This is a genomic window from Lipingzhangella rawalii (assembly GCF_031628175.1).
Classification (GTDB): Bacteria; Actinomycetota; Actinomycetes; order Streptosporangiales; family Streptosporangiaceae; genus Lipingzhangella_A; species Lipingzhangella_A rawalii.
Genome location: NZ_JAVLVT010000004.1, coordinates 81999 through 102833, shown reverse-complemented (window position 1 = coordinate 102833; position 20835 = coordinate 81999). Strand labels below are relative to the sequence as shown.

Genomic DNA, 20835 nt, shown 5'->3' with positions numbered 1-20835 from the left:
GTTCTCCTCGTTGTTGCCTATCGGGTCACAGCTGGTTGGCGTGCCGGCGCACGGCGCGGCGCAACGCCGCCACCCCGGAGAATCCGAGCTGGCTCGCCAACTGTGTACGGTCGGTGTCCGCCGGCAGGCCCGCCCGGTGGGCGCAGCGGGCGATCAGCTTGTCCTCGGCCCGGGCGTCGAGTCGCTCGGGTTCGGCTTCCGCGCTCGCCTTGACCTCCTCCAGCAGGTCCGCGAGCTGTCCGCGGAGGCGAAGGGTGTCCGCGGCGGCCGTGGCTACCTCCGTAGGCAGCCGTTGGCACATCTGCACGAGCGCGGCTTGATCTGCGGCGAATTCGGTGAGTGTCTCGGAATCCAGGTCCGCCAGGTCCCGCTCCGGAACGTGCGCGCGGATCTGGTCCACCCAGGCCGCGGCTCCCTCCCCGGTGGGACGCTGGCCCAGTTCCCGCTGTGCCTGCACAGCCAGCAGCCGCAGGGTGGCCGCGCGTTCCAGCTCCGGCCAGCCACCGCGGAGCCGCACCAGATCCAGGGCCTCGTGCAGCCTGCTACCGCCACTGGTGGGTGGCCGGGCGGTACGCCACTGTTCGGTTCGGGACAGCCGCCAGGACCACTGCGGTTCCTCCGATGGTGGCAGTGTTCCCTCAGCGGCGTGGCGGAGCAGTAGTTCGGCATCCTCGGCTTTACGGCTGACCGTATGCCGGCGCAGCCACCGGGCCACGGCCGCACCGCCGGTCGGGGCCGCCCCGGTGCCCGCAGCGGCGAGCAGCTGTGGCCAGGTGCGTTCGGGATAGTGCAGCCGGGCCGCCACATCGGACAGGGACCGTGCCTGCTCCGGCGAGACCATCCCTGCCTCGGCGGCATGGTCGAGGGTGGCCCGGATGTCGACCAACGCCACTGAGACCGGGCGATACCCCTCCTCGGACCCCAGATGGGCCACGGCGACCTCGTCGTCGGCCCGCAGCTGGCCACGGCGCAGTTGCTCGTAGACCACCCCCACCCCGCGCATTCCGTACGGCGCAAGCTCGGCTGCGCGCAACGCACCCATGCTGGCGGCGCCCACCACCGAAACGCCCTCATCCAGCGCCCACAGGATCTCCTTGTGCCATACCGCCGGGACCCGCTCGTACACCCCGTCGACAATGCCGATCCAGCCCGGACGCCGGCGGCGGGGGCGTGCCAGCAGCTCGGCAAGGTCCCCCTGGGCTACGGGCCCTCGCAGCTCGACATCGGCGCCGGCCAGAACCTCGTCAGCATGTTCCCGGGACAGACTCGGGCCCAGGAACACCACGGCGGTGGACATCACGCCTCCTCCGTATCGGTCGGGTTCGGGCCGTCCAGCCCCGCCGTGGCGCTGGCCTCGCTGTGGTGGGCCGGGGCGAGCGCCCGTGCACGGGGACCGGGTTCGGTCTCGGCGCCGGTGACGGAACCGGGCCCCTCCAGGTCAGGGACGACCACCGCCACCACCGGAATCTGGGTGTCGGGGCGGGTGAGGTCGACAGCCACCGGCTCGGCCAGGCCGGCCCGACGCAGTCCCGCCAGCAGCCAGTCCAGGTCGGCGGCGAGGTTGTCATTGCGTTGGCCGCACTGCGGGTTCCATGGCCGGGCGTGGGCGGCGGTGGCCCGCAGTGCGTCCCGGAGCTCCACGGCCGCCCCCACGTCGAGGCTCGCGGCGAACTCGGCGCGGGTGAGGTCGTCGCGTGCCCCCGAGATCGCGATCAATCGGCTCTGGGCCGCCTCCGTCATTGCCCGCTGGAGCGCCACTTCGGCTACGGGGTGGGCCCCCATTCCCGCGGCGGGTGGTAGTGGGCGGATCGGGTCCGGTTCGGCGTCCACCGTGTGGCACAACACGGTGGGTAGGCCGATATCGGAGGTGATGTCGAAGAGGGCGACCTCCACCCCGGCCGTGGCGAACGCGGAAAGCATCCACTGTGCCTGCGCGTCGGTGACCGTGGCGGCGTCGATGCGGGTCGCGGCCTGTTTGGAGCTGCACCGCAGGTCCCACAGTGCGGCGGCATCGCGTTCCACCAGCTCGCACAGGGCGTGCAGTACCGCCTCCAGGTGGGTGTTCCCCCCGGCGAGTCCGTTGGAGTCCCGGTGGATTCCCCCTGCGAGGAACGACCGCGGCAGGGTGAGGTCCAGACTCACCGCCTCGAACGGAACGGACACCGGGGCGCCGTCGGCGACGCGCGCGCCCGGGACCCACAGCAGCGGCTGTTCGGGGTCGATGCTGTGGCCGGGTGGCCGGGGTAGCCGCCACGGCTCGACCACCCGGTCCAGGTCGACGGTGCATTCCAAGTGCAGCGGTAGCCGCGGGCGTTCAGCGTGGTCATGCTCGATCGCCTCCATCGCCGCCGAGGCCCAGCTGGCCTCCCAGCTCAGCCCCTTGCCCTGGCTGACGGACAGGCTGCGGGAATTGGGCCGTACCGCGGTGGCCACCGGGATCCCGAGCAGGTCCAGCCCGGTGATATCGGCGATGCGGGTGACGCCGTGCCGGTGCAGCATTGGGGCGAGCCGGCGGTGGGTCTCCTCCAGGCTGGTGGCGCGGTGGGTGCCGTGGTGCAGGTGCTTCGGGCCGGGCCGGTCGTCCAGCCACGGCGCCCGGGTGGGGGTGGTGGTCTCAAGCAAGGGGGATCACTGTGGCCTCGATCGTGGCGGGTAGCGGGTCAATACCATCCATGAGTTGGGGGAAAGCCCCGGGCGTGGTGGAACGGAGCCCGGGGACAAGCACGCGAAGTACACGCATGTCGAGTGTGGAGACATCGCTGGTGGTGACGTCGACGGTGATCGGGGTGAGGCCATCGGCGCGCAGGACACGCTCCAGGTCCTGGCGCTGTGGGGACCAGCCATGGCCGGTGGGCGCGCCAGTGCTGGGCCCCGACGTCAGACGGCGGGTGACTCGGGCCGCGTAGGCGGGGTCGGCCAGCAGCTGGAGATGGCAGGTCAGGTCGGTGATGTCGTGGCCGTCCGCGGCGTAGGCAGCGGTGTATTCCCGGTCCGGCCGGTGGGGCCGCAGTGGCCCCACCGGCTGTTCCCACTGGGGGACGCCGGCTGTGACCAGCCGGACTGTGTGCAGGGCCTGCACCGCTTCGGCCGCGGAGGCGGCTGCCGCGGTGGCCACCGGATCCGCGGCAGCCGGTTTCAGGGCGCAACCCACGCCGAGGGTTCCGTCGTCCCCGTGCGCGCTGCACAGCACCACCGGGGCCCGCCACCGGTTGGGCACCTGGTGCCAGGCCAGCCGCACCCCCGGAACCGGGCCGGGACCGAGCTCCGGCCCGGACAGGGGCGGAAACGAGGAACCGGCCAGCCAGGCCGTGGCCAGCGCGTGGCGTTCCACAAGCTCAGCCAGGGCCGCCGTGCGAGTGGGGTCCCCCGAATCTCCCGGAGCCCGCTCCGGGCGTTGCCCGGCGGTGGTGGCCGCGCTGGCCGGGTCGGGGCCGGCGGCGAGTCCGGCGGCGATCGGAAGATTGGTCGGCCGCCCCGCCAACTCGGCGTGCGGTCCGGGACTCAGCCACACCAGGCCAGCGGGTACGAGCACTCCGCGTCCCTGCGGGTCACTGCCGCGGGTCCAGGCGTGCTCGGCGTCGCGGTGCAGCCCGGTGAACGGGAATCCGGGGCGGTTTCGCTGCGTGGCGGAGTAGAGCACCTGCATGTTCGGGTCCACGGCCCCCGTCAGCTCCGTCCACCGGCCCCACACCAGCCGGTCGGTGGGGATCTGGGTGGCGCAGTACCGCTCGAGAGCTTCCCCCACGGCCCTGCGTTGCGCCTGGTCGGGATCGTGCCAGTCGGCGCCGGCCACGGTGGGGTTGCCGGCCGCAATCCCGAAGGGGTCGGCGTCGGCCAGGTCGGCGAAGCAGGAGTACAGCCGGCCGTGTAGCCGCTGCATGCGTACCTCACGGACGAGCCCGCAGCGATCGTCGACCGCACTCACACGTGCGGTAGGGGCACCGTGCACAGCTCCTCCTCCCGGCTGGGTCGCGTGCGTAGCCCCAGCGTCACGGGGTCGTGGTACAGGCGGTCACCGCCGCACAGAGGGAAAGCCGCCGGTGGGTTCGAGTACGCCCCGGGAGCGACAACCCGCTCCACCCGGAATCCGGCCGCGGCGACGTCGGCGGTTGTGAGATCCACCCCGTAGGCGCGAATTCCCTGCCGGCGCAGCTGGCGCAGGTAGGTCTGTCGGGGGTCGCCGTGGTGGTGCGGAAGCTCAGTCAGATGCACCAACTCGTTACTCGCGGTGGCCGGACCCAGGTGGCGGCGCATGCGCGGATCCAGCCACAGTTGGCCGTGACAGGCCAGGTCCACCACATCCCGGTAGTCATCCCGGTAGCTGTCGGCGTAGCGCCGGTCCTCCCGCAGCGGGTGGAACACCGCCCCGTTGATCTGTCCGCCACCGGCGAGCCGCCAGATATCGCCGTCGGGGTCGAGAAGGCCCAGCTGGTAGCGACGCAGGGTCACTGCTTCCGCCAGGGCCTTGCCCACCGCCTGCGCCGGATCGGGACGAGCCGCGAATCCGATCATGGTGATGTCGTGACGCGGGTCGTCCACCAGCACGCCCAGCACCGCCACATCGAACACGGTGGGTAGTGCGATGACCCGGTAGGCACATTCGCCGGTGGCGCCCCGCGCGCGGTACCAGCCCGGGCCGCGAGCGGTGTCGGGGCACAGTACGGCCTCGGCGCTGGTGCCAGTGATGTCCACGGGCCGAGCCGGCAGCGCATTGGCCCACCAGATCACCGTCGCATCGCGTTCGATGATCTCCTCCAACGCCGCGGCTTGGGCGTGGTTCCGACCAGAGCCGGCGGCGATCCCGGCCAGCATCGGATAGTTGGTCAGCGGCTCGTGCTGGCGCGGTGGGGTGGCGAAGTCGGGATACACCAACGCGGCGGGAACCCACACGCTGGCGGTGGCCTCGCCGGCACCGGGGCCACCCGTCCCGTCCCGATCGGAGGATGGGTCGGGTCGGGTCGCAACCTGCGGATGCAGCTCTCGACCCGCGGTCCAAAGCACGCGCGTTCCGGCTTCCACGGCCACGAACGGAAAACCTGGGGTGGCGTACTGACGTGCCGAGTACAGGGCCAGGTCGTGCGGGTTCACAGCGCGCTGTCCTGCGGCCAGGAGCTCGCGGTAGCTGGCGCGGCGCAGCGTGTCGGGAACGAAATTGCCGCTGTAGCGCTCGATGGCTTCTCCGATGGCGCTAATGCGGGCCTGCCGCGGGTCGTCGAAGGCGGTGCCGGTGGCTACCAGGTCTGCCGGCCAGGGCAGATGGTCCCCGATCGCCGCCACCGACGCCGTGTAGACATGCAGCCCCGACGGCCACCACTCTTCGGGGGTGATCCGATCCACCGACCGCAGCACGCCAGTGCGCGCGTCGACCATCAGATCGTGCCGCGCGGTTTCGGCGTCGCCCCGGTCCACAGCGGTTGCCGCCGACTCGGGTGGTGCGGGCAGGGGTGGTACGTCCAGCCGCGGGGATGCGCATGCCGGTTCCAGTGTCAGTACCGTCGGCTGGTCACCACCCCAGTAATGCGGGTACCGGCCCACGGTCACCTCCACCTCCAGCCGCTGGCCCGCAGGCACGGCCACAGCCACGGGGGAGAGGCGGAACTCGGCGCGGTGGGTCCCGGCAGTCAGGGGAGTGGTGGCGTCTGCCAGTACGGTGCGGCGCCCGTCGGCGTGCCGCTGCACCAGTGTGGCGACGACCTCCACGGAGCAATCCGTGCCCAGCCCCACGGTCAGCGTGGCCGCCCCGATCCAGGGAGGAGCGTCGGGTACCTCCAGGCGCAGCACGTCCACACGGTGGTCCAGCGTGCTGAGGTCCGCAGAGTGCGGCAGTGCGGGATAGGGGTCTGTTGGGTCGTGGCAGACGCGGGTGGGAGCCCCCGGGAAGGGGGCCAGGTGCGCGATGCTGCGGGCCTGGCGCAACAACACCGGGTCGGTGTCGACCCACCGGTTCACTCCGAGTACCAGACAGCGGCGGGACTCCCGCCAGGGCCGGCCGGCGCGGCGTGCCTCCAGCCAGGAGCACAGCACCAGGTTCGGGTCCGGCATTGCGGGAACGTCCAGGGCACAGTCCTCCTGGAGCCGGTGCGTGACCGGATCCGCCCAGGCGCCCATCACCGTGTCCGTGGTGATCGCCTCGCCTGGGGCGGCACCGGTGCCGCGTGGCCACTCCGGGGGTGGGGATGCGGTTTCGGTTCTGGAAGCGTCGGCGGTGTGTCCCTGCGCCGGGCTTGGTGATTCCTCTCGGCCGTGTCGGGCCAGTGCGGCCAGGCGTAGGGTTGTTCCGGCGGTGCGGCACAGCCAGCTGCCCAGGTGCAGACTGGGTAGGCGGGAGTGGCGCACCCGGCGGGCCAACAATCGTGCGGCGGCGTGCTGACTACTGGGCCGCGGTGGCCAGGAGGGAAGGGGGTACGGCCAGTGCTCGGGCAGGTCCCGTGCGTGGTGCCACGTGTACAGTTGTGGCTGCTCGGCGAGAGTCCGCTCGTACGTTCCGAGCGCACAGCGTCCGTGCGCACCGGCGGGTCCGAGTATGTCCGTGTACCACCATAGTTGCTCATCCAGCCGGGGCGGCCCGAGGGCTGGCCACGGTTGGCGACTGGCAATGCCGGCCACCGCGGAGTGTTCGGCCGCACACCAGGCGGCGAACGCGGCGTAGCCGGTGCCCGCGAGAAACACCGTCCCGTCGCACCAGGACTGTGCCTGCACCCAGTCCAGGGTGTCCACCCCGTCGTTCCGTTCATCCGCGCCCAGGCGAAACCAGCCCCCAGAGTCGCCGCGGCCACGCAGGTCCTGCACGACGACAGCGAACCCGGCCGCGACCAACACGGCCGTCTCCGCGGCAGCGGAGGAACATCCGTATGGGGTACGGATCACCACCGCCGCGGCGGGACACCGGGCCGGCATCACAACCTGGGTGTACAGCGCAACACCGTCCCGCATGGTCACGGTTGTCGCGATCCGGTGGCTGTCGGCAAGATCCGCCAGTGACCGCACACTGTCCGGTACTGCTGCCAGGGTCTCGGTCACGGTGCCTCCCGCATCAGGTCGGCCGGTATGGGCAGGACCGGATGCCGACGCACCTCTCCGTCCTCGGTGTCCACCCCGAACTGGACATTCCGGCCGGGGGGAGTCCGCCCCTCGCGCCACGCCCGGATGTCGGCCACCAGGAGCGCGGCGGCGAGTGTGGCCCCGGCCGGGTCGTGGTGGGGAGTGGGCTCATTACCCGCGTCCAGCCAGGCCCACAGGGCGTGCAGCTCCTCGGGATTCTGGCTGGCGGCCAGGCGCCGCAGCCGTAGGTCGCCATAACGAGCCGTGGTCGGGCCGTCGGTGAGGGGCCCTACGAAGTAGCGCCGCCCTTCGCCGTGTGCGCGGTGCCAGGGCAGCCCGAGCTCGGCACAGCGTTCGTCCAGCTCGCACCAGAGTCGGTCCGGCAGCTGCTCGGCACAGGCCACCAGCAGATCGACCTCCCGCAGCTGTCGCGTCTGGGTGTCGGCCAGCGGGACCACCTGTGCCCCATCGTCGGCCAGCAGCCGCGCCACGGCCGCGCGTAGCGGCCCCTGCCCGGTGAGACCCACCCGTGCCTGGCGGGGCGGGGTGGCAGCACGCACCAGCCCGTGCTCGCCCAAGGCCGCCAACAGCTCGCGCGTCTCTGCGTCGGCCTCCGCGTTGGTGGGGGGATCGGTGAGCAGCCGACGCAGTACGTGTTCCCGCCCCGGCTCGGGCTCCAGCTCCAGGAATTCTCCGTCGGGGGTGTGCACCAGCCAGCCGTCACCGTGCGGGATGCGGGACGTTCCCGGACTCCAGCACAGCCCGTAGTCGCCACTCATGGCACCGTCACTTTCACGTAACAATGGACACCAGCCGGGTTCGGGCGCGACAGGACCGCGCCCGAACCCGGTGCGGGGTGTGCCTACTTCCAGGCCACCCGCGCGTAGGTCACCGCGTGGTTCGCGGAGTGCAGCGCGCTGTTGCTGGCGCTGACCTTCAGGGACTTGATCTTCATGGGATTCACCTCCTGTGTTCTCTCGTTACCGACCGGACCGACTCCCGGCCCGGGGCCTGTAGTTCGACGGCCTCGACCTGGGCATCGACGAGACGTGCGTAGGCCGAGCACCGGCGATACAGCTCGGAGTGTGCAGCGCAGTCCACCAGCCGCCCGTGTTCCAGCACCGCGACCCGGTCTGCGCTACACAGGGTGGACAGGCGGTGCGCGACCAGGAGGGTGGTGCGCTGCGCGCGCACCGAGGCCAGTGCCGCGGCCAGCTCTCGTTCACTGAGGACGTCGAGCTGACTCGCGGACTCGTCCAGAACCAGCACCGGTGCGTCTTGCAGCAGCGCACGGGCGATGGCGACGCGCTGGCGCTGCCCACCGGACAGTGCGGCGCCGCGTTCGCCCACCACGGTGTCCAGCCCGTTGGGAAGCTGCTCCAGGAACGGGGTCACGCGGGCGCGATCACAGGCCTCGCGGAGCTGCTGTTCGCTGGCCTCGGGCGCGGCCAGGCGCAGGTTCTCCGCGAGGGTGTCGTGGAACAGGAATACGTCCTGGTCCACGTGGGCGACGAGGCGGGGTACTTCGCGACGGGGCAGTTCGCGTAGGTCGACGCCATTGAGGTGGATGCTGCCCACATCCGGATCCATGTGGCGTAGCAGCAGGTGCGCCAGCGTGGACTTGCCCGCCCCGCTGTGCCCGGCGATGGCCAGGGTCGTACCCGCCGCAACGTGGAGGTCGATCTCGCTCACGGCTGGATGGCGTGCGCCGGGATAGGCGAAGGTCACGTCCCGCATCCGCACGTGCACCGCAGAGCGCTCCTCCAGGGTGCGTGTTCCCGTGTCGGCGACGGGGGCCGGCTGTTCCAGCAGGTCAAACACACGACCGGCAGCCGAGGCGGTGACTCCCCACACCCGGGTCACCCGCAGCAGTGTGTGCACCGGGCCGAATGCGGCCGTGGCGAGTGCCGTTAGCGGCACGAGCCACAACGCTGGCAGCTGCTGCGGCTGCTGGCCGCTCTGCCACAGCCCCACCGCCAGGACACTGGCCGCTCCCGCGCCGGTGAGGAGGCCCAGCACGGCCTGTTCGGAGCCACCCCGTAGCGACTGGGCACGTTCGGCGGCCGCCAGTTCGGCGGTGGCGGTGTCCACGCGCTGGCGTGCCCGTTCCAGCCCGCCGAACAGGGACAGCTCGCGCAGGCCTGCGACCAGGTCAGCCAGTTCCGTGTGGAGCTCGGCACTGCGCTGGCGTAGCCGCTGACCGTGCCGGTGGGCGGCGTGGCGTAGCCACAGGGGCACGCTCAGCGCTGCGATCAGCCACACCAGCAGGACCGCGGCGAGCGTGGGCGCGAAGGCCGCCATGGTCCCGACCGCTGCCAGCGGCACCACGGCGGCCACCGCAATGTAGATAGAGGTGTGTGCGTAGAAGATCTCCAGACTTTCGGCGTCATTCAGCGCCGTGTCGGCCAGATCCCCGCTACGGCGATGGCTGAGCCCCACTGGTGCGATCCGCTCCAGCGCATCGTAGATCCACATCCGGACCTCGGCGAGGATCGCGAAGCTCAGCTCGTGCGAGATCCACGTCTCCAGCCAGTTCGCGAGGCTGCTGAGTAGGACCAGGCCGGTGACCAGTACCGTCAGCCGCAGCAGTTGGGAGAGTGGCGCTCCGGCGAGGGCGTGGGTCACCAGGACTGCGGCCAGGGTGGTGGCGGCGATGCCGCCACCCTGGTTCACCACGCCGCACAGCACGGCCAGCGTGAAGGCACGGCGGTGTCCGGACAGGGTGCGCAGTAGCCCGACCAGGATGCGTCGATCAGTGCGCGGTGTTGGAGCGTGCGCCGGAGTGGTGGGCGACATCAGTGGCTCCCCGCCGGGGCGTGGTGGCTCTCCCGGTGGGCGGCCCGGAGACGGGACCAGTACCCATCCCGGTCGGCCAGTTCGGCCGGGGTTCCGTTTTCCACCACCTGACCCTCGTCCAGGACCGCGATCTGGTCGGCGGAGACAACCGTGGACAGGCGGTGGGCGATGACCACAGTGGTGCGGCCCTGGCGAAGCTCCGCCAACGCCTCGTTCAGCAGTGCCTCTGTGGCCCCGTCCACACTGGCAGTGGCCTCGTCCAGGATCAGGACCGGAGCGTCCTTGAGCAGGGCGCGCGCGATGGCGATTCGTTGACGTTGACCACCGGAGAGATCGGCGGCGCGTTCGGTGAGTACCGTGTCGTAGCCCTGGGGCAGCGAGCGCACGAACTCGTGGATTCGGGCCCGCCGGGCCGCGCTGTACAGTTCCTCGTCGCTGGCCGAAGGATGGGCGATGCGAAGATTCTCGGCGACGGTGCCGTGAAAGAGGTAGGTGTCCTGGCTGACCACCGTGGTCAGTCCACGTGCGTCGGCCGGGTCCAGGCTCCGCAGATCGATTCCGGCGATGCACACCTGCCCCTGGTCTGGGTCGAATACGCGGGTGAGTAGGTGCACCAGGGTGGACTTTCCGGCTCCCGACCGGCCCACGATCGCCTGGGTGGAACCGGCCGGTACATGCAGCCACACGCGGTGTACTGCTGGTCGGATCGCCTCCGGATAGGTAAAGGTGACGTCCGTCAGACTCAGTTCGACGCCGGTGGCGACCTGCCGCGCGTTCGGTGGTTGTGCCGGAGTGCGGGGAGTGGACACCACTGGCTCGGTGTCCAGTAGTTCCACGATTCGTTGGCCCGAGGACAGGCCAGTGAATCCTTCGTGCCAGTAGTTCTGCAACTCGTGCAGCGGGCGGAAGCACTCGATACTGCACCACAGGACGAGCAGCAGTGCCAGGGCGTCCAGGTGGCCCTGTGCGGTGCGCACCGCCGCGAGCGCCACCGCCACCGAGGTGCCCGCGGTGAAGAAGAATCCGGTCGCAATGTAGACCGAGCTGGACGCTGCCAGGTTTCCCATGGTGGCGCGGTAGAGGTCCTCGGCGTCCCGGCGCAGCCGCTGGCCGTAGTGGGGACCGGCTCCCAGGGACGTGAGGGTGGTCATGCCCTGAAGAGCGTCCATGATGCGGGCGGCGAAGTTCTCATAGGCCATCCAGTGGCGACGTCCGCGTTCCCCGAGGATGCGGCCCCACAGGCGTCGGGACAGGGGAGCGGCCAGGAGGCACAGACCCACGGCGAATCCCACCGCCGGATCGATCCACATGAGCAGGGCGACGCCGGCCGCGGGTACGAGCAGGCTCACCACCAGCTGGGGAACGTAGAAACCCACATAGCCCTGGAGGGCGGTGACCCCGTCCCCGAGGGTGGTCTGCGTGCTGCCTGCCGGATGGGTCACGGTGTGGGCGGGGCCGAGCTCGGCGAGCTTGGCGGTGAGCCGGGAGCGCACCCGGCGTTTAACGTTCTCGGCGGTGCTGCGAGCTGCCAGGTCCCGCCCCCACAGCAGTCCCGAGCGCACCAGTACGAGCAGCGCGAACACCGCGAGCGCCCGCACGGCATCGCCCGAGCCGGTGATTGCGGCGTGCAGCGCCGCGGCCACCGCGAACGCCTGGCCGAAGGCGCAGGCGGCGGCCGCGAGTGCGAGCACGACGGTGAGGAGGACGCTGGGGGCGCTCTGCCGGACGAAGCGCAGCAACCTGCGGCGTACCAGCATCGCGGCTCCTCCCCTCGTGATCCGTCCTGACCGCCAAGCAATGTAGTGATAATGATTTTCATTGTCAATATGAGGTGGTTCGTTCCGGAATCGGGGGAGTGCTCGTCGACGAGCAGTCGCGTGGAAGTGGCGGCAGGAGGGGGTCAGGGGTGGGCGTGTGGAGTCGTTCGCAGGGGGAATGGGGGGCGCGGGGCACGGGGATCGCGTGGGCTTCGCCCTCAGGAACGAAAATGATAATCATTAGCTAGTATGGCGAGGCATGACCGCCGAACCCGCGCCCCCACCCACGGCCCAGACCCTGCCCCAGCTCCTGGCCCGCAACCGCGACTTCCGGCTGTTGTGGCTGGGCAATCTCGTCAGTGTCAGCGGCAGCTGGTTCACTGCCGTCGCCGCGTTCGCAATGATCTATCACCACAGCGGCTCCGGACTGGCCGCTGGAACCATGCTCGCCTTGCGCTACCTGCCCGGACTGTTCGGCAGTGCCTATGGTGGTGTCCTCGCCGACCGGTTCGACCGACGCACCATTATGATCGTCGCGGACCTGGTCCTGGCCCTGCTCGCGCTCGGCTACCTCCTGGCGGACTCCCAGGCAACGCTCTGGCTCGTCTACCCCCTGGCCTTCGCTTCGGCCGCCACCGGCTTCGTCTTCCAGGCCGCCCGCAACGCCTGGATGCCCACCCTCGTACAGCCCCGCGAGTACGTGCTGTACTCCGCGGCCGTACAGATCAACGGGCTACTTCTCCAGGCCCTGGGCGGAATGGCCGGCGCCGCCGCAGTAGGGCTACTCGGCTGGCGGTGGGCCTTCGTGCTGAACGCCGTGTCCTTCGCGGCGTCGGTGTACTTCACCGTCCGCGTTACCGCCGGTAGTCGCAGTGGGGGCGGGACCGAACACACGGGAGCCCTGCGGTCCCTGGCCGATGGCCTCCGCGTCGCCTACGCCAGCCGGGTGATCCGCGCCCTACTGGCCATGGAGTTCGTGTTCTGTCTGGGGCTGGGGGGGCTCATCACCGCGATGACCTACCTCGCCCTCCAGGTCTTCAACCTCGGTGACGGCGGAACCGGCTGGTTCTACGGCGTGCAGGGCGTCGTGGGCGCCACCACCCTGCTGCTGGCCGCACCGTGGCTGCAACGGCTCACCCCGCGCCACCAGATGACGGTACTCGGCCTTTCCTGCATCACCGAGGGCATTACCGCTGCGGCACTGGGCCTACCCAGTCTGGCCTGGGTGGCACTCGCACTGTGGGGGACGGCCGCCCTGGCCGAGGTGGTCTACAACCCCCTGGCCACCGCCACTCTGGTCGCACACTCCGGCAACGCCCACCGCGGACGAGTGATGTCCCTGTGGATGGCCACCGCCACCACCGCACTGGGTCTGTCCGCATTCGCTTCCGGTTACATCCTGGACACCTACGGCCACGAAATCCTGTTCCTGGCTCTGGGGGTCCTCATGGCCCTGCCGGGCGTTGCCTGGCTCCTGGCGCTGCACCGGGGAGCCCTCACCCCCGCCTCCGATGGACAATCTCACCCCCAGCAGTGAGCCCGCAGGGAGCGCTCTCCGCCCCGCCCGGCTATCCGCACCCGCGCTCGCACGCGAGCATCCACTCCCGTGCGGGCGCGGGCGGGGTTGGCTCACTCCGAGGAGTCCTGTTCCTGCTGGCGCTCCAGCCGCTGGCTGATCACGTGCGAGATCCCGTCCTGCTGCATGGTCACGCCGTAGAGTACGTCCGCGGCCTCCATCGTGCGTTTCTGGTGGGTAATGACGATGAGCTGGGAGCCCGCCCGTAGCTCATCGAAGATCACCAGCAGCCGCTGGAGGTTCGTATCGTCCAACGCGGCCTCGACCTCGTCCAGGACATAGAACGGGGAGGGGCGGGCCTTGAAGATCGCGGCCAGAAACGCCACCGCCGTCAACGACCGCTCTCCGCCCGACAACAACGACAACCGCTTGACCTTCTTCCCGGGCGGGCGGGCCTCCACCTCCACCCCGGTGTTGAGCATGTCCTCGGGCTCGGTCAGTACCAGACGTCCCTCGCCTCCGGGAAACAGGCGGGAGAACATGGTGGTGAACTCCCGGGACACGTCCGCGTAGGCATCGGAAAACACCTGCTGCACCCGGTCGTCCACATCCTTGACCACCGTCTGGAGGTCCCGCCGGGTCTGTTTGAGATCCTCCAACTGGGTGGACAGGTAGGCGTGCCGCTCCTCCATCGCGGCGTACTCTTCCAACGCCAGCGGGTTCACCTTGCCGAGCTGCTTGAGCTTGCGCTCCGCGTCCTTGGCTCGGCGCTCCTGCACCTCACGCACGTACGGGATGGGCACCGGCGGCTCGCCGTCCGCGCCCTCCTCGGCGTCGGGCTCGGGAGGAATCGGCACCGAGGGACCGTACTCCGCCAGCAGGGGCTCCACCTCGATCCCGAGCTCCTCCACGGCCTTGGTTTCCAACGCCTCCAGACGGGAACGGCGCTCGGCCCGCGCCATCTCACTACCGTGCGCCGAATTGACCAGCTTTTCCAACTCCACCGACAGGTCCCGCACCCGCGTACGGGCAGTGGACAGCTCGGCGTTGCGCGCAGCCCCGGCCTGCTCGGCGGCCTGGTGTTCCTGCTCTGCATGTTCCAGGGACCGCTGGATCGCCTCGATCGCGATCCGGGCCGCCTCGGCCACGTCCCGGGCCTGGCGTTCCTGTTCCGCACGCCGACGCCGCCGTTGCGCACTGCGCTCCTGCTCCCGACGCTCCTCCTGTGCGGCCTGTTCCAAGGAGTCGGCCCGACCGGCGATGGCCCGCTGCCGCTCCTCAGCGGTGCGCACCATCAGCCGTGCCTCGGTCTCGCGCGCCCGCGCGGCCGCCGCCTGCTCGGCCAGCTCCTCGCCGAGCTGGCTCGCCTCCTCGGCGGCCTCGTCCCCCTGCGGCGCATCCTCAGCCTGTGCCAGTCGCTCCTCCAGCTCCGCGAGCTTGGCCGCATCGGCGTCGCGGGACTGCTCGGCCCGCGCCATCGCTGCGGTGTAGCGTTCGGCCTCCGCCGCTGCCGCCTTCGCCTGGCTTTCCAGCGTGCCCAGCTGACGGGCCACGGCCCCCGATCGGTCCTGGATCTCCTTGCGCTGGGCAGCGAGTTCCCGCACCCGCGCCGCCGCGGTCTCCCGATGCTGGCGGGCCTGTTCCAGTGCCTCGGCCGCGCGGTGCGCGGCCCGTTCGGCCTCGGCCAGCTGCTCGGCTGCCTCGTCCACGGCGGCCTGCGTCTCCAGCAGGCTGGGTGCCGAGGCGGCCCCGCCAATGGCCCAGGTCCTGGAGACCACGTCGCCGTCCGGGGTGACGGCGTGCAGGTCGGGATATGCACGCAGCAGCCGCAGCGCCTGTGCGGTATCGGAGACGAGCACCATCCGGTCCAGCAGAACCGTGAGGGCGGCCCGCAACTTGTCCGGGGGAGTGGTGGCCTCCACGGCGTAGCGCAGCCCCTCCGGCAACGTGGGCCACGTGGAACGATCCACCTCCGGCAGTGTCTCGTCGGCGATCACCAGGCCGGCGCGTCCCGCCTCCCGGGAACGCAGCCAGTCCAGGGCGGACACGGCAGCGTCCGGCCCCGACATCGCCAGGGCGTCGGCGGCTGTGCCCAGGGCTGCCGCGACCGCGGTCTGAGCTCCCGACTCGACCTGGACCAGCGCGGCGACCGGCCCCAGCAGCTCCGGGAAACGCTGCTCGGCCTCCCGTAGCGCTGCCGCCCCGTCCCGATGATCCAGTCCGAGTTCCAGGGCCTCCTTGCGGGCCGCGAGCGCCGCGCGTTCGCGTTCGGCAGCCCGTTCAGCCTCCCGGGCCTCGCCCAGCGCGGTCTCGGCCTCGGCGAGTACCTGCTGGGCATCCTCGTGTGCGGCGTCGAGTTCGGCAGTATCGGCCGCACTCGCCTCCGATCCCGCTGCGGCCTCCGCGTACTCCTGCTGGGCGGTCTCCGCGCGTTCCCGTGCCTCCGTGGCCGCACTCGCCAGGCGTTCCATCTCTGCGTCACCGGACGAGACCCGACTTCGCGCCGACTCCACCGCCGCCTGGAGTCGGACCAGCTCTTCCCGTTGTTCGGCCTGAGCCCGCGCCGCCTCCGAGATCCGCCGCTGTTCGGCCTGGTGGGCGCTTTCAGCCGCGGCGCGTTCCTGGCTGGCGGTGTCCAGCTCCTCTCGCGCCGCGGTGAGCTGCTCGGTAAGCTCCTGTTCCTGCTCGCGGGCCTCGGCCGCTTCGCGCTCCAACTGGTCCGGATCACGCCCGGTGCCGCCCTCCGGCTCGGCCCGTGCCATTTCCCGCAGGCCACGCTGGCGTTCCTCAGCCAGGTTGGCTACGGAGGTGAGCCGTTCGGACAGCCGGGACAGGTGGTGGTAGGTCTGCTGAGCCTGGCGCAGGTGCGGCTCCGCCTCGGTGACCTGCTGTTCCAGCACCGACTCCCGCTGCTTGGCCTCGTTGAGTTCCCGCTCGGTGGTGTCTCGACGTTCCCGTAGGGCGGCCTCGTCAGCCTCTTCCTGGGCGAGTCGTTCCCGCAGGGTGGTGATGTCGTCGGCCAACAGCCGAAGTCGTGCATCCCGCAGGTCGGCCTGAATCGTGGCCGCCTTCCGGGCGATCTCAGCCTGCTTGCCCAGGGGTTTCAGCTGGCGTCGCAGCTCACTGGTGAGGTCGGTGAGACGATCGAGGTTGCCCTGCATCGCCTCGATCTTGCGTAGCGCCTTCTCCTTGCGCTTGCGATGTTTGAGGATTCCGGCGGACTCCTCGATCAACGAGCGCCGCGCCTCCGCGCCCTGGTGTAGGACCGCATCCAACTGCCCCTGTCCAACCACGACGTGCATCTCACGTCCGATACCGGAGTCGCTGAGCAGCTCCTGCACGTCCAGCAGGCGACACGTGTCCCCGTTGATGGCGTACTCCGAACCACCGTTTCGAAACAGGGTTCGTCGGATGGTGACCTCGGAGTAGTCGATCGGCAGGGCGCCATCGGAGTTGTCGATCGTGAGACTGACCTCGGCGCGGCCGAGCGCGGGGCGGGAGGACGTGCCCGCGAAGATCACGTCCTCCATCTTGCCGCCACGCAGGGACTTCGCGCCCTGTTCACCCATCACCCAGGCCAGTGCGTCCACGACGTTGGACTTTCCCGAGCCGTTCGGTCCCACGACGCAGGTGATCCCGGGCTCCAAGCGCAGATTCGTCGCCGAGGCGAACGACTTGAATCCACGCAGGGTGAGGTTCTTCAGATACATGACGCCCCCTCGTCCCCGGAACCTGATGCCGGGTCAAGGGTGCCACGAACCGCGCCTGTGCGGTGCGAGATCATGGCACAGCGCCATGATTCCCACCATTTCGGTAGGAAATTTGTGCCGCCGTCAACGCCTCATCGATCACAGACCCCGACGATCCGGCGGACAATCGGTAGGTGCGTCCCTATTCAGTTGTGGCCGGGAGCGTCAGGCCAGGGCTGGCTCACGCTCGGACGAACTGACAGCAACGTCGGTGATGGTAGCGGCAAGCGCGTCGTTGCGTGCCTGAAGTCGACCCACTTCGTCTTCGAGGTCACGTACTCGCTTCTGTAGCCGACGCATTTCCTGGACCATCTGAGGGTCCGGACCGCCGACGTGGCCAAACAGAGCCTTCGCCATGATGCGAGTCCTCCACAGTGAGAGACCGGAGCCTGGTTCGCCTATAAGCGCCGCCGGTACCCGCACGCGGTGCGCGTGCGTCATGCGGCGACGAGCAAACATGCGCACGGTGTACCATCAGCGTCTCATTGCGCCCGCAACCGGTCAAGATACATGGGCAGTACAGCAGTAACTGTCTGTAATTGAACAGGGCGGGAACGTGCGGTGATCCGCGACCGAATGGCCGCCGAGCCGCGCGCTCCCTGGCGCACACGGGCGTGGCGCATCTGCGGCCGGATCGGTAGCGCCCGGTCCGCAAACCACACCCACCCCTAGCATACAGTTCCGCTCAACGTTCCACGAACCCGGTGTGGCTACCCGTGGGGGAAGACCATCGTTCCTGAACCGTGTCCACACGACCAGGGGAGGATCCATCCCGCACCAGCTCCAGCAGCCGTTCACACGGCTCCCGGCCTCCTTCGGCGACGATTTCGACCCGCCCGTCCGTCAGGTTGGTCGCCGCTCCCCGAAGCCCCAGCTCCAGGGCTCGGGAGCGGACCCACCAGCGAAATCCCACACCCTGGACCCGTCCACGGACCCAGGCAGTCAGCCGTACCTCATCCATCAACGATCAGAATAGCGTCGGTGCCATCCCGAGTACCGGCTCCGGCGGGGTTTCGCTCTGCTGTGCCTCCCGGCTCAGTGCGGGCCGGTGGATTCTCGCCGTGGAGGTTCTGGGACCGCCCCCTGCGCACGCTGCCGGACCACCTGTGCCCTGCGGGGGTGGAGGTGAGGTGGTGGTGACTGGGGGAACCCCCAATACTCCGCGGGGTGTGGAAGGCCGATGGAGCATTACGCGAGGGTAGGAGGAGGCCCGAGCCCGCTGATGTGGCGCGTACAGCCCCGGAACACACCTCCGGGGGCTCCGCGCGCTGCGCGGGACCGCAGCCGCCACCCCAGCGCCGAGCTAGCAGGCCCCGACGGGCTGGCAGGCCGGACACCAGAACGAGGAACGGTTCATGAACGCTGCCCGTTGCACCGGTGTGGCACATCTCGCACATGGCTCGCCCGCACGGCCGTAAACGTGCAGGCTCCGGGAGAAGTATCCGCTCTGACCGTTCACGTCGACATAGAGGCTGTCGAACGACGTCCCCCCGGCCCGCAACGCCGCCGACATCACACCACGCACCGCTTCCACCAGCTCCCCCACCCGTGCACGGGTCAGGGTGTTACACGGATGTTCCCCGTGCAGCGAGCACAGCCACAGAGCCTCGTCGGCGTAGATATTGCCGACCCCGCTCACCAGGGACTGGTCCAGCAGCGCCCGCTTGATGCCGCTGCCGCGGCGCGCCAGCCGCGCCGCGAAGACGTCCGTGTCGAACGCTGGTTCCAGCGGATCCGGGGCGATATGCGCGATACTCGCCGGGACCTCCGGTGTGTTCGCCGCTTCCACGTCGGGGTGGGGGGAGGCGACAGTCACCGGATCATCGATCCGGAGGTGTCCGAAGGTGCGTTGGTCCACGAACCGAAGTTCCCGCTCGCCCGGCCCCAGATCGAACCGCGCACGCAGATGGCGCTCCGCGGGTTCGTCCGGGGCGCGAAAGAGGAGCTGTCCACTCATCCCCAGGTGAACGAGTAGGAGCGCAGCGGAGTCCAGCCGCAGCCACAGATACTTGCCCCGACGCTGCGCAGCCAGCACACGGACCCCGCACAGCTGACGTTCGAAGTCCCGCGCCCCAGCCGAGTGGCGCCGCACCGCCCGCGGATGCAGAACTCGTACGGAATCCAACCTGTGGCCCACCAGCCACCGGTCCACACCCCGCCGGACAACCTCCACTTCCGGAAGCTCCGGCATGCTAGGCCCCGGAGGCGGCGCCGTCAGCCGAACTGACGGACTCGGTGGAGTCCTGAGCACGGATGGTCCGCCACGCGGTTTCGGCGGCCTGCTGCTCGGCTTCCTTCTTGCTCCGGCCCTCACCGGAACCGTAACTGTGTTCGGCCACCACCACGGTCGCCTGGAACCGCTTCTGGTGATCCGGCCCACTCTCCGTGACCTGGTACTCGGGCACACCCAGCTCCCGGGCCGCGGTGAGCTCCTGAAGCGAGGTCTTCCAATCCAGACCTGCCCCCATTCCGGAGGCGCGCGCGATCAGCGGATCGAACAGCCGGTGTACCAGCTCTGCGGCCTCGTCCAACCCCTTGTCGAGATACACCGCGCCGATGAGGGCCTCCAGCGTGTCGGCGAGGATCGAGGACTTGTCTCGGCCTCCGGTTCCCTCTTCGCCGCGACCAAGGCGAATGTAGGGCCCCACCCCGATCCCACGGGCAACATCGGCCAGTGCCCGCATATTGACCACCGCCGCACGCAGCTTGGCAAGCTGGCCCTCGGGCAGGTCGGGATGTTCCCGGAACAGGGTGTCGGTGACAACCAGCCCCAACACGGAGTCGCCCAGAAACTCCAGGCGCTCATTGGTGGGCAGCCCACCCTTCTCATAGGCGTAGGAGCGATGGGTGAGTGCACGAGCCAGCACCTCGGAGTCGATATCCACCCCGATCGCCTTGCGGAATTCCCTGGCTTCTTCGGCCGACAGTTGGGTAGCCACGGGCTGTGCGTGTCCCTCTCTTGTGACTGTGCGCTGATGAACATCAGGGCGCGCCACGGAGCGGTGCCGCGAAGGCGAGGTGAGCGCCGGTGTTGGTGAGGGGACCGGCAATCACCACGACCCCGGGACGTAGCTCTGGGGCGCGCCGTCGGGAACGGGTGACATCAGCCGCGGGCTCCGCGCCACCGGCACGGAGCCCGTCGCGGCTGTCAGGCTTCGACCCGACGATTGTTGTAGGTGCCGCAGTTCTGGCAGGCCACGTGCTGGAGCTTGGGCTCCCGGCAGCGCTGGCACGTGGTCAGGTTCGGGCGCGACGCCTTCCACTGGCCCCGCCGCATACGGGTGTTGGCGCGCGACATCTTCCGCTTCGGGACGGCCACGTCAATCCTCTCCTCAGACCAGCCCCGCCCCGGGCGGGGGCTCTATCGTCGTCTATCCCCGCACGGCGCGGGGTAGCCACTTCTTGGGATCAGTACCACCGGCGGGGGCGGCTACTCACCCGCCCGAGGTTGGATGGACCGCAGTGCTTCCCACCGCGGATCGATCCGCTCCTCGTGTCCGTGCTCGGGCCCGGCATCGGCCAGCCGTACCCCACACTCGACACACAGTCCCGGGCAGTCGGACCGGCACAGGGGCGACAACGGCAGCATCAGCACGATCGCGTCCCGGACCACCGGCTCGAGGTCGATCCAGTCGTCCTCAAGATAGTAGTCCTCTTCGTCGTCCTCACCAAGACCGGTGTCGTCCTCGGCCCCGGAACCACCCTTCGCCCCCACAACACCACCCTCGGACGGGTAGTGGAACAGTTCCTGGAAGTTCGCGTTCGCCGTGTCCTCGACAGCGGCCAGGCAGCGCGCACACTCGCCGTGGAGCGGGGCGGTCACCGTTCCGGTGACCAGCACCCCCTCCATAACCGCTTCGAGGCGCAGCTCCACACTCATCGCCGTCCCGGTGGGAACTCCGATCACCGGACTGGACAGGTGCTCGGGGGCGTCGGCGTTCAGGGTGAGCTGACGCATGGAGCCGGGTTGCCGGCC

At 69.9% G+C, this 20835-nt stretch carries 15 protein-coding genes; 1 reads left to right on the top strand and 14 read right to left on the bottom strand.

The genetic code is table 11. The features are described from left to right. Positions 1 to 25: 25 nt before the first annotated feature. From RIF23_RS10125 to RIF23_RS10095, 7 genes are all read right to left on the bottom strand, one after another. Positions 26 to 1297, bottom strand: a complete 1272-nt coding sequence (locus RIF23_RS10125; protein ID WP_310912212.1) for a TfuA-like protein — start codon at positions 1295 to 1297, stop codon at positions 26 to 28. After that, a complete protein-coding gene (locus RIF23_RS10120; RefSeq protein WP_310912211.1) occupies positions 1297 to 2622 on the bottom strand; it encodes a YcaO-like family protein in 1326 nt (441 codons plus the stop codon). Before RIF23_RS10120 ends, RIF23_RS10125 begins: the two co-directional genes overlap by 1 nt. Beyond that, positions 2615 to 3949, bottom strand: coding sequence for a YcaO-like family protein (locus RIF23_RS10115; protein WP_310912210.1), 1335 nt, complete (start codon positions 3947 to 3949; stop codon positions 2615 to 2617). The genes RIF23_RS10120 and RIF23_RS10115 overlap by 8 nt, the downstream gene beginning before the upstream one ends. Further along, positions 3922 to 7020: a CocE/NonD family hydrolase gene (locus RIF23_RS10110; RefSeq protein WP_310912209.1), complete on the bottom strand. Its 3099-nt coding sequence runs from the start codon at positions 7018 to 7020 to the stop codon at positions 3922 to 3924. The genes RIF23_RS10115 and RIF23_RS10110 overlap by 28 nt, the downstream gene beginning before the upstream one ends. Next, complete coding sequence (locus RIF23_RS10105) at positions 7017 to 7820, bottom strand: hypothetical protein (protein ID WP_310912208.1); 804 nt, start codon at positions 7818 to 7820, stop codon at positions 7017 to 7019. The genes RIF23_RS10110 and RIF23_RS10105 overlap by 4 nt, the downstream gene beginning before the upstream one ends. Positions 7821 to 8001: 181 nt before the next feature. Beyond that, the gene (gene cydC / locus RIF23_RS10100) at positions 8002 to 9837 is read right to left on the bottom strand and encodes a thiol reductant ABC exporter subunit CydC (RefSeq protein ID WP_310912207.1); all 1836 of its coding nucleotides are present in this window, start codon (positions 9835 to 9837) and stop codon (positions 8002 to 8004) included. Beyond that, positions 9837 to 11594, bottom strand: a complete 1758-nt coding sequence (locus RIF23_RS10095; protein ID WP_310912206.1) for an ABC transporter ATP-binding protein/permease — start codon at positions 11592 to 11594, stop codon at positions 9837 to 9839. Before RIF23_RS10095 ends, cydC begins: the two co-directional genes overlap by 1 nt. Before the next feature lie 259 nt (positions 11595 to 11853). Here RIF23_RS10095 and RIF23_RS10090 point away from each other — a divergent pair, with 259 nt between their 5' ends. Continuing rightward, on the top strand, positions 11854 to 13131 hold the full coding sequence (locus RIF23_RS10090; protein ID WP_310912205.1) for an MFS transporter: 1278 nt from the start codon (positions 11854 to 11856) through the stop codon (positions 13129 to 13131). Between the two features lie 92 nt (positions 13132 to 13223). Here the strand turns inward: RIF23_RS10090 and smc are convergent, their stop codons facing one another. The 7 genes from smc to RIF23_RS10055 form a co-directional block, all read right to left on the bottom strand. Beyond that, entirely contained in the window at positions 13224 to 16820 is a 3597-nt protein-coding gene (gene smc, locus RIF23_RS10085; protein WP_310912204.1) for a chromosome segregation protein SMC, read from the bottom strand. A 204-nt stretch (positions 16821 to 17024) separates the two neighbouring features. Continuing rightward, positions 17025 to 17216, bottom strand: coding sequence for a hypothetical protein (locus RIF23_RS10080; RefSeq protein ID WP_310912203.1), 192 nt, complete (start codon positions 17214 to 17216; stop codon positions 17025 to 17027). Between the two features lie 328 nt (positions 17217 to 17544). Next, positions 17545 to 17820 (bottom strand): acylphosphatase, encoded by a 276-nt coding sequence (locus RIF23_RS10075; RefSeq protein ID WP_310912202.1) that lies wholly within the window; start codon positions 17818 to 17820, stop codon positions 17545 to 17547. A gap of 342 nt (positions 17821 to 18162) precedes the next feature. Further along, on the bottom strand, positions 18163 to 19050 hold the full coding sequence (gene mutM / locus RIF23_RS10070; protein ID WP_310912201.1) for a bifunctional DNA-formamidopyrimidine glycosylase/DNA-(apurinic or apyrimidinic site) lyase: 888 nt from the start codon (positions 19048 to 19050) through the stop codon (positions 18163 to 18165). A gap of 1 nt (position 19051) precedes the next feature. Continuing rightward, entirely contained in the window at positions 19052 to 19798 is a 747-nt protein-coding gene (gene rnc / locus RIF23_RS10065; protein ID WP_310912200.1) for a ribonuclease III, read from the bottom strand. Between the two features lie 209 nt (positions 19799 to 20007). Then, positions 20008 to 20178, bottom strand: a complete 171-nt coding sequence (gene rpmF / locus RIF23_RS10060; RefSeq protein WP_310912199.1) for a 50S ribosomal protein L32 — start codon at positions 20176 to 20178, stop codon at positions 20008 to 20010. 111 nt (positions 20179 to 20289) lie between these two features. Then, positions 20290 to 20817: a YceD family protein gene (locus tag RIF23_RS10055; protein ID WP_310912392.1), complete on the bottom strand. Its 528-nt coding sequence runs from the start codon at positions 20815 to 20817 to the stop codon at positions 20290 to 20292. Between the last annotated feature and the right edge of the window lie 18 nt (positions 20818 to 20835).

Excerpts from the sequence above, each read along its gene's own strand:
- RIF23_RS10125 (WP_310912212.1), bottom strand. The coding sequence starts at position 1,297 with ATGTCCACCGCCGTGGTGTTCCTGGGCCCGAGTCTGTCCCGGGAACAT.
- RIF23_RS10105 (WP_310912208.1), bottom strand. The coding sequence starts at position 7,820 with ATGAGTGGCGACTACGGGCTGTGCTGGAGTCCGGGAACGTCCCGCATC.
- cydC (WP_310912207.1), bottom strand. The coding sequence starts at position 9,837 with ATGTCGCCCACCACTCCGGCGCACGCTCCAACACCGCGCACTGATCGA.
- RIF23_RS10095 (WP_310912206.1), bottom strand. The coding sequence starts at position 11,594 with ATGCTGGTACGCCGCAGGTTGCTGCGCTTCGTCCGGCAGAGCGCCCCC.
- RIF23_RS10090 (WP_310912205.1), top strand. The coding sequence starts at position 11,854 with ATGACCGCCGAACCCGCGCCCCCACCCACGGCCCAGACCCTGCCCCAG.
- smc (WP_310912204.1), bottom strand. The coding sequence starts at position 16,820 with ATGTATCTGAAGAACCTCACCCTGCGTGGATTCAAGTCGTTCGCCTCG.
- RIF23_RS10080 (WP_310912203.1), bottom strand. The coding sequence starts at position 17,216 with ATGGCGAAGGCTCTGTTTGGCCACGTCGGCGGTCCGGACCCTCAGATG.
- RIF23_RS10075 (WP_310912202.1), bottom strand. The coding sequence starts at position 17,820 with ATGGATGAGGTACGGCTGACTGCCTGGGTCCGTGGACGGGTCCAGGGT.
- mutM (WP_310912201.1), bottom strand. The coding sequence starts at position 19,050 with ATGCCGGAGCTTCCGGAAGTGGAGGTTGTCCGGCGGGGTGTGGACCGG.
- RIF23_RS10055 (WP_310912392.1), bottom strand. The coding sequence starts at position 20,817 with ATGCGTCAGCTCACCCTGAACGCCGACGCCCCCGAGCACCTGTCCAGT.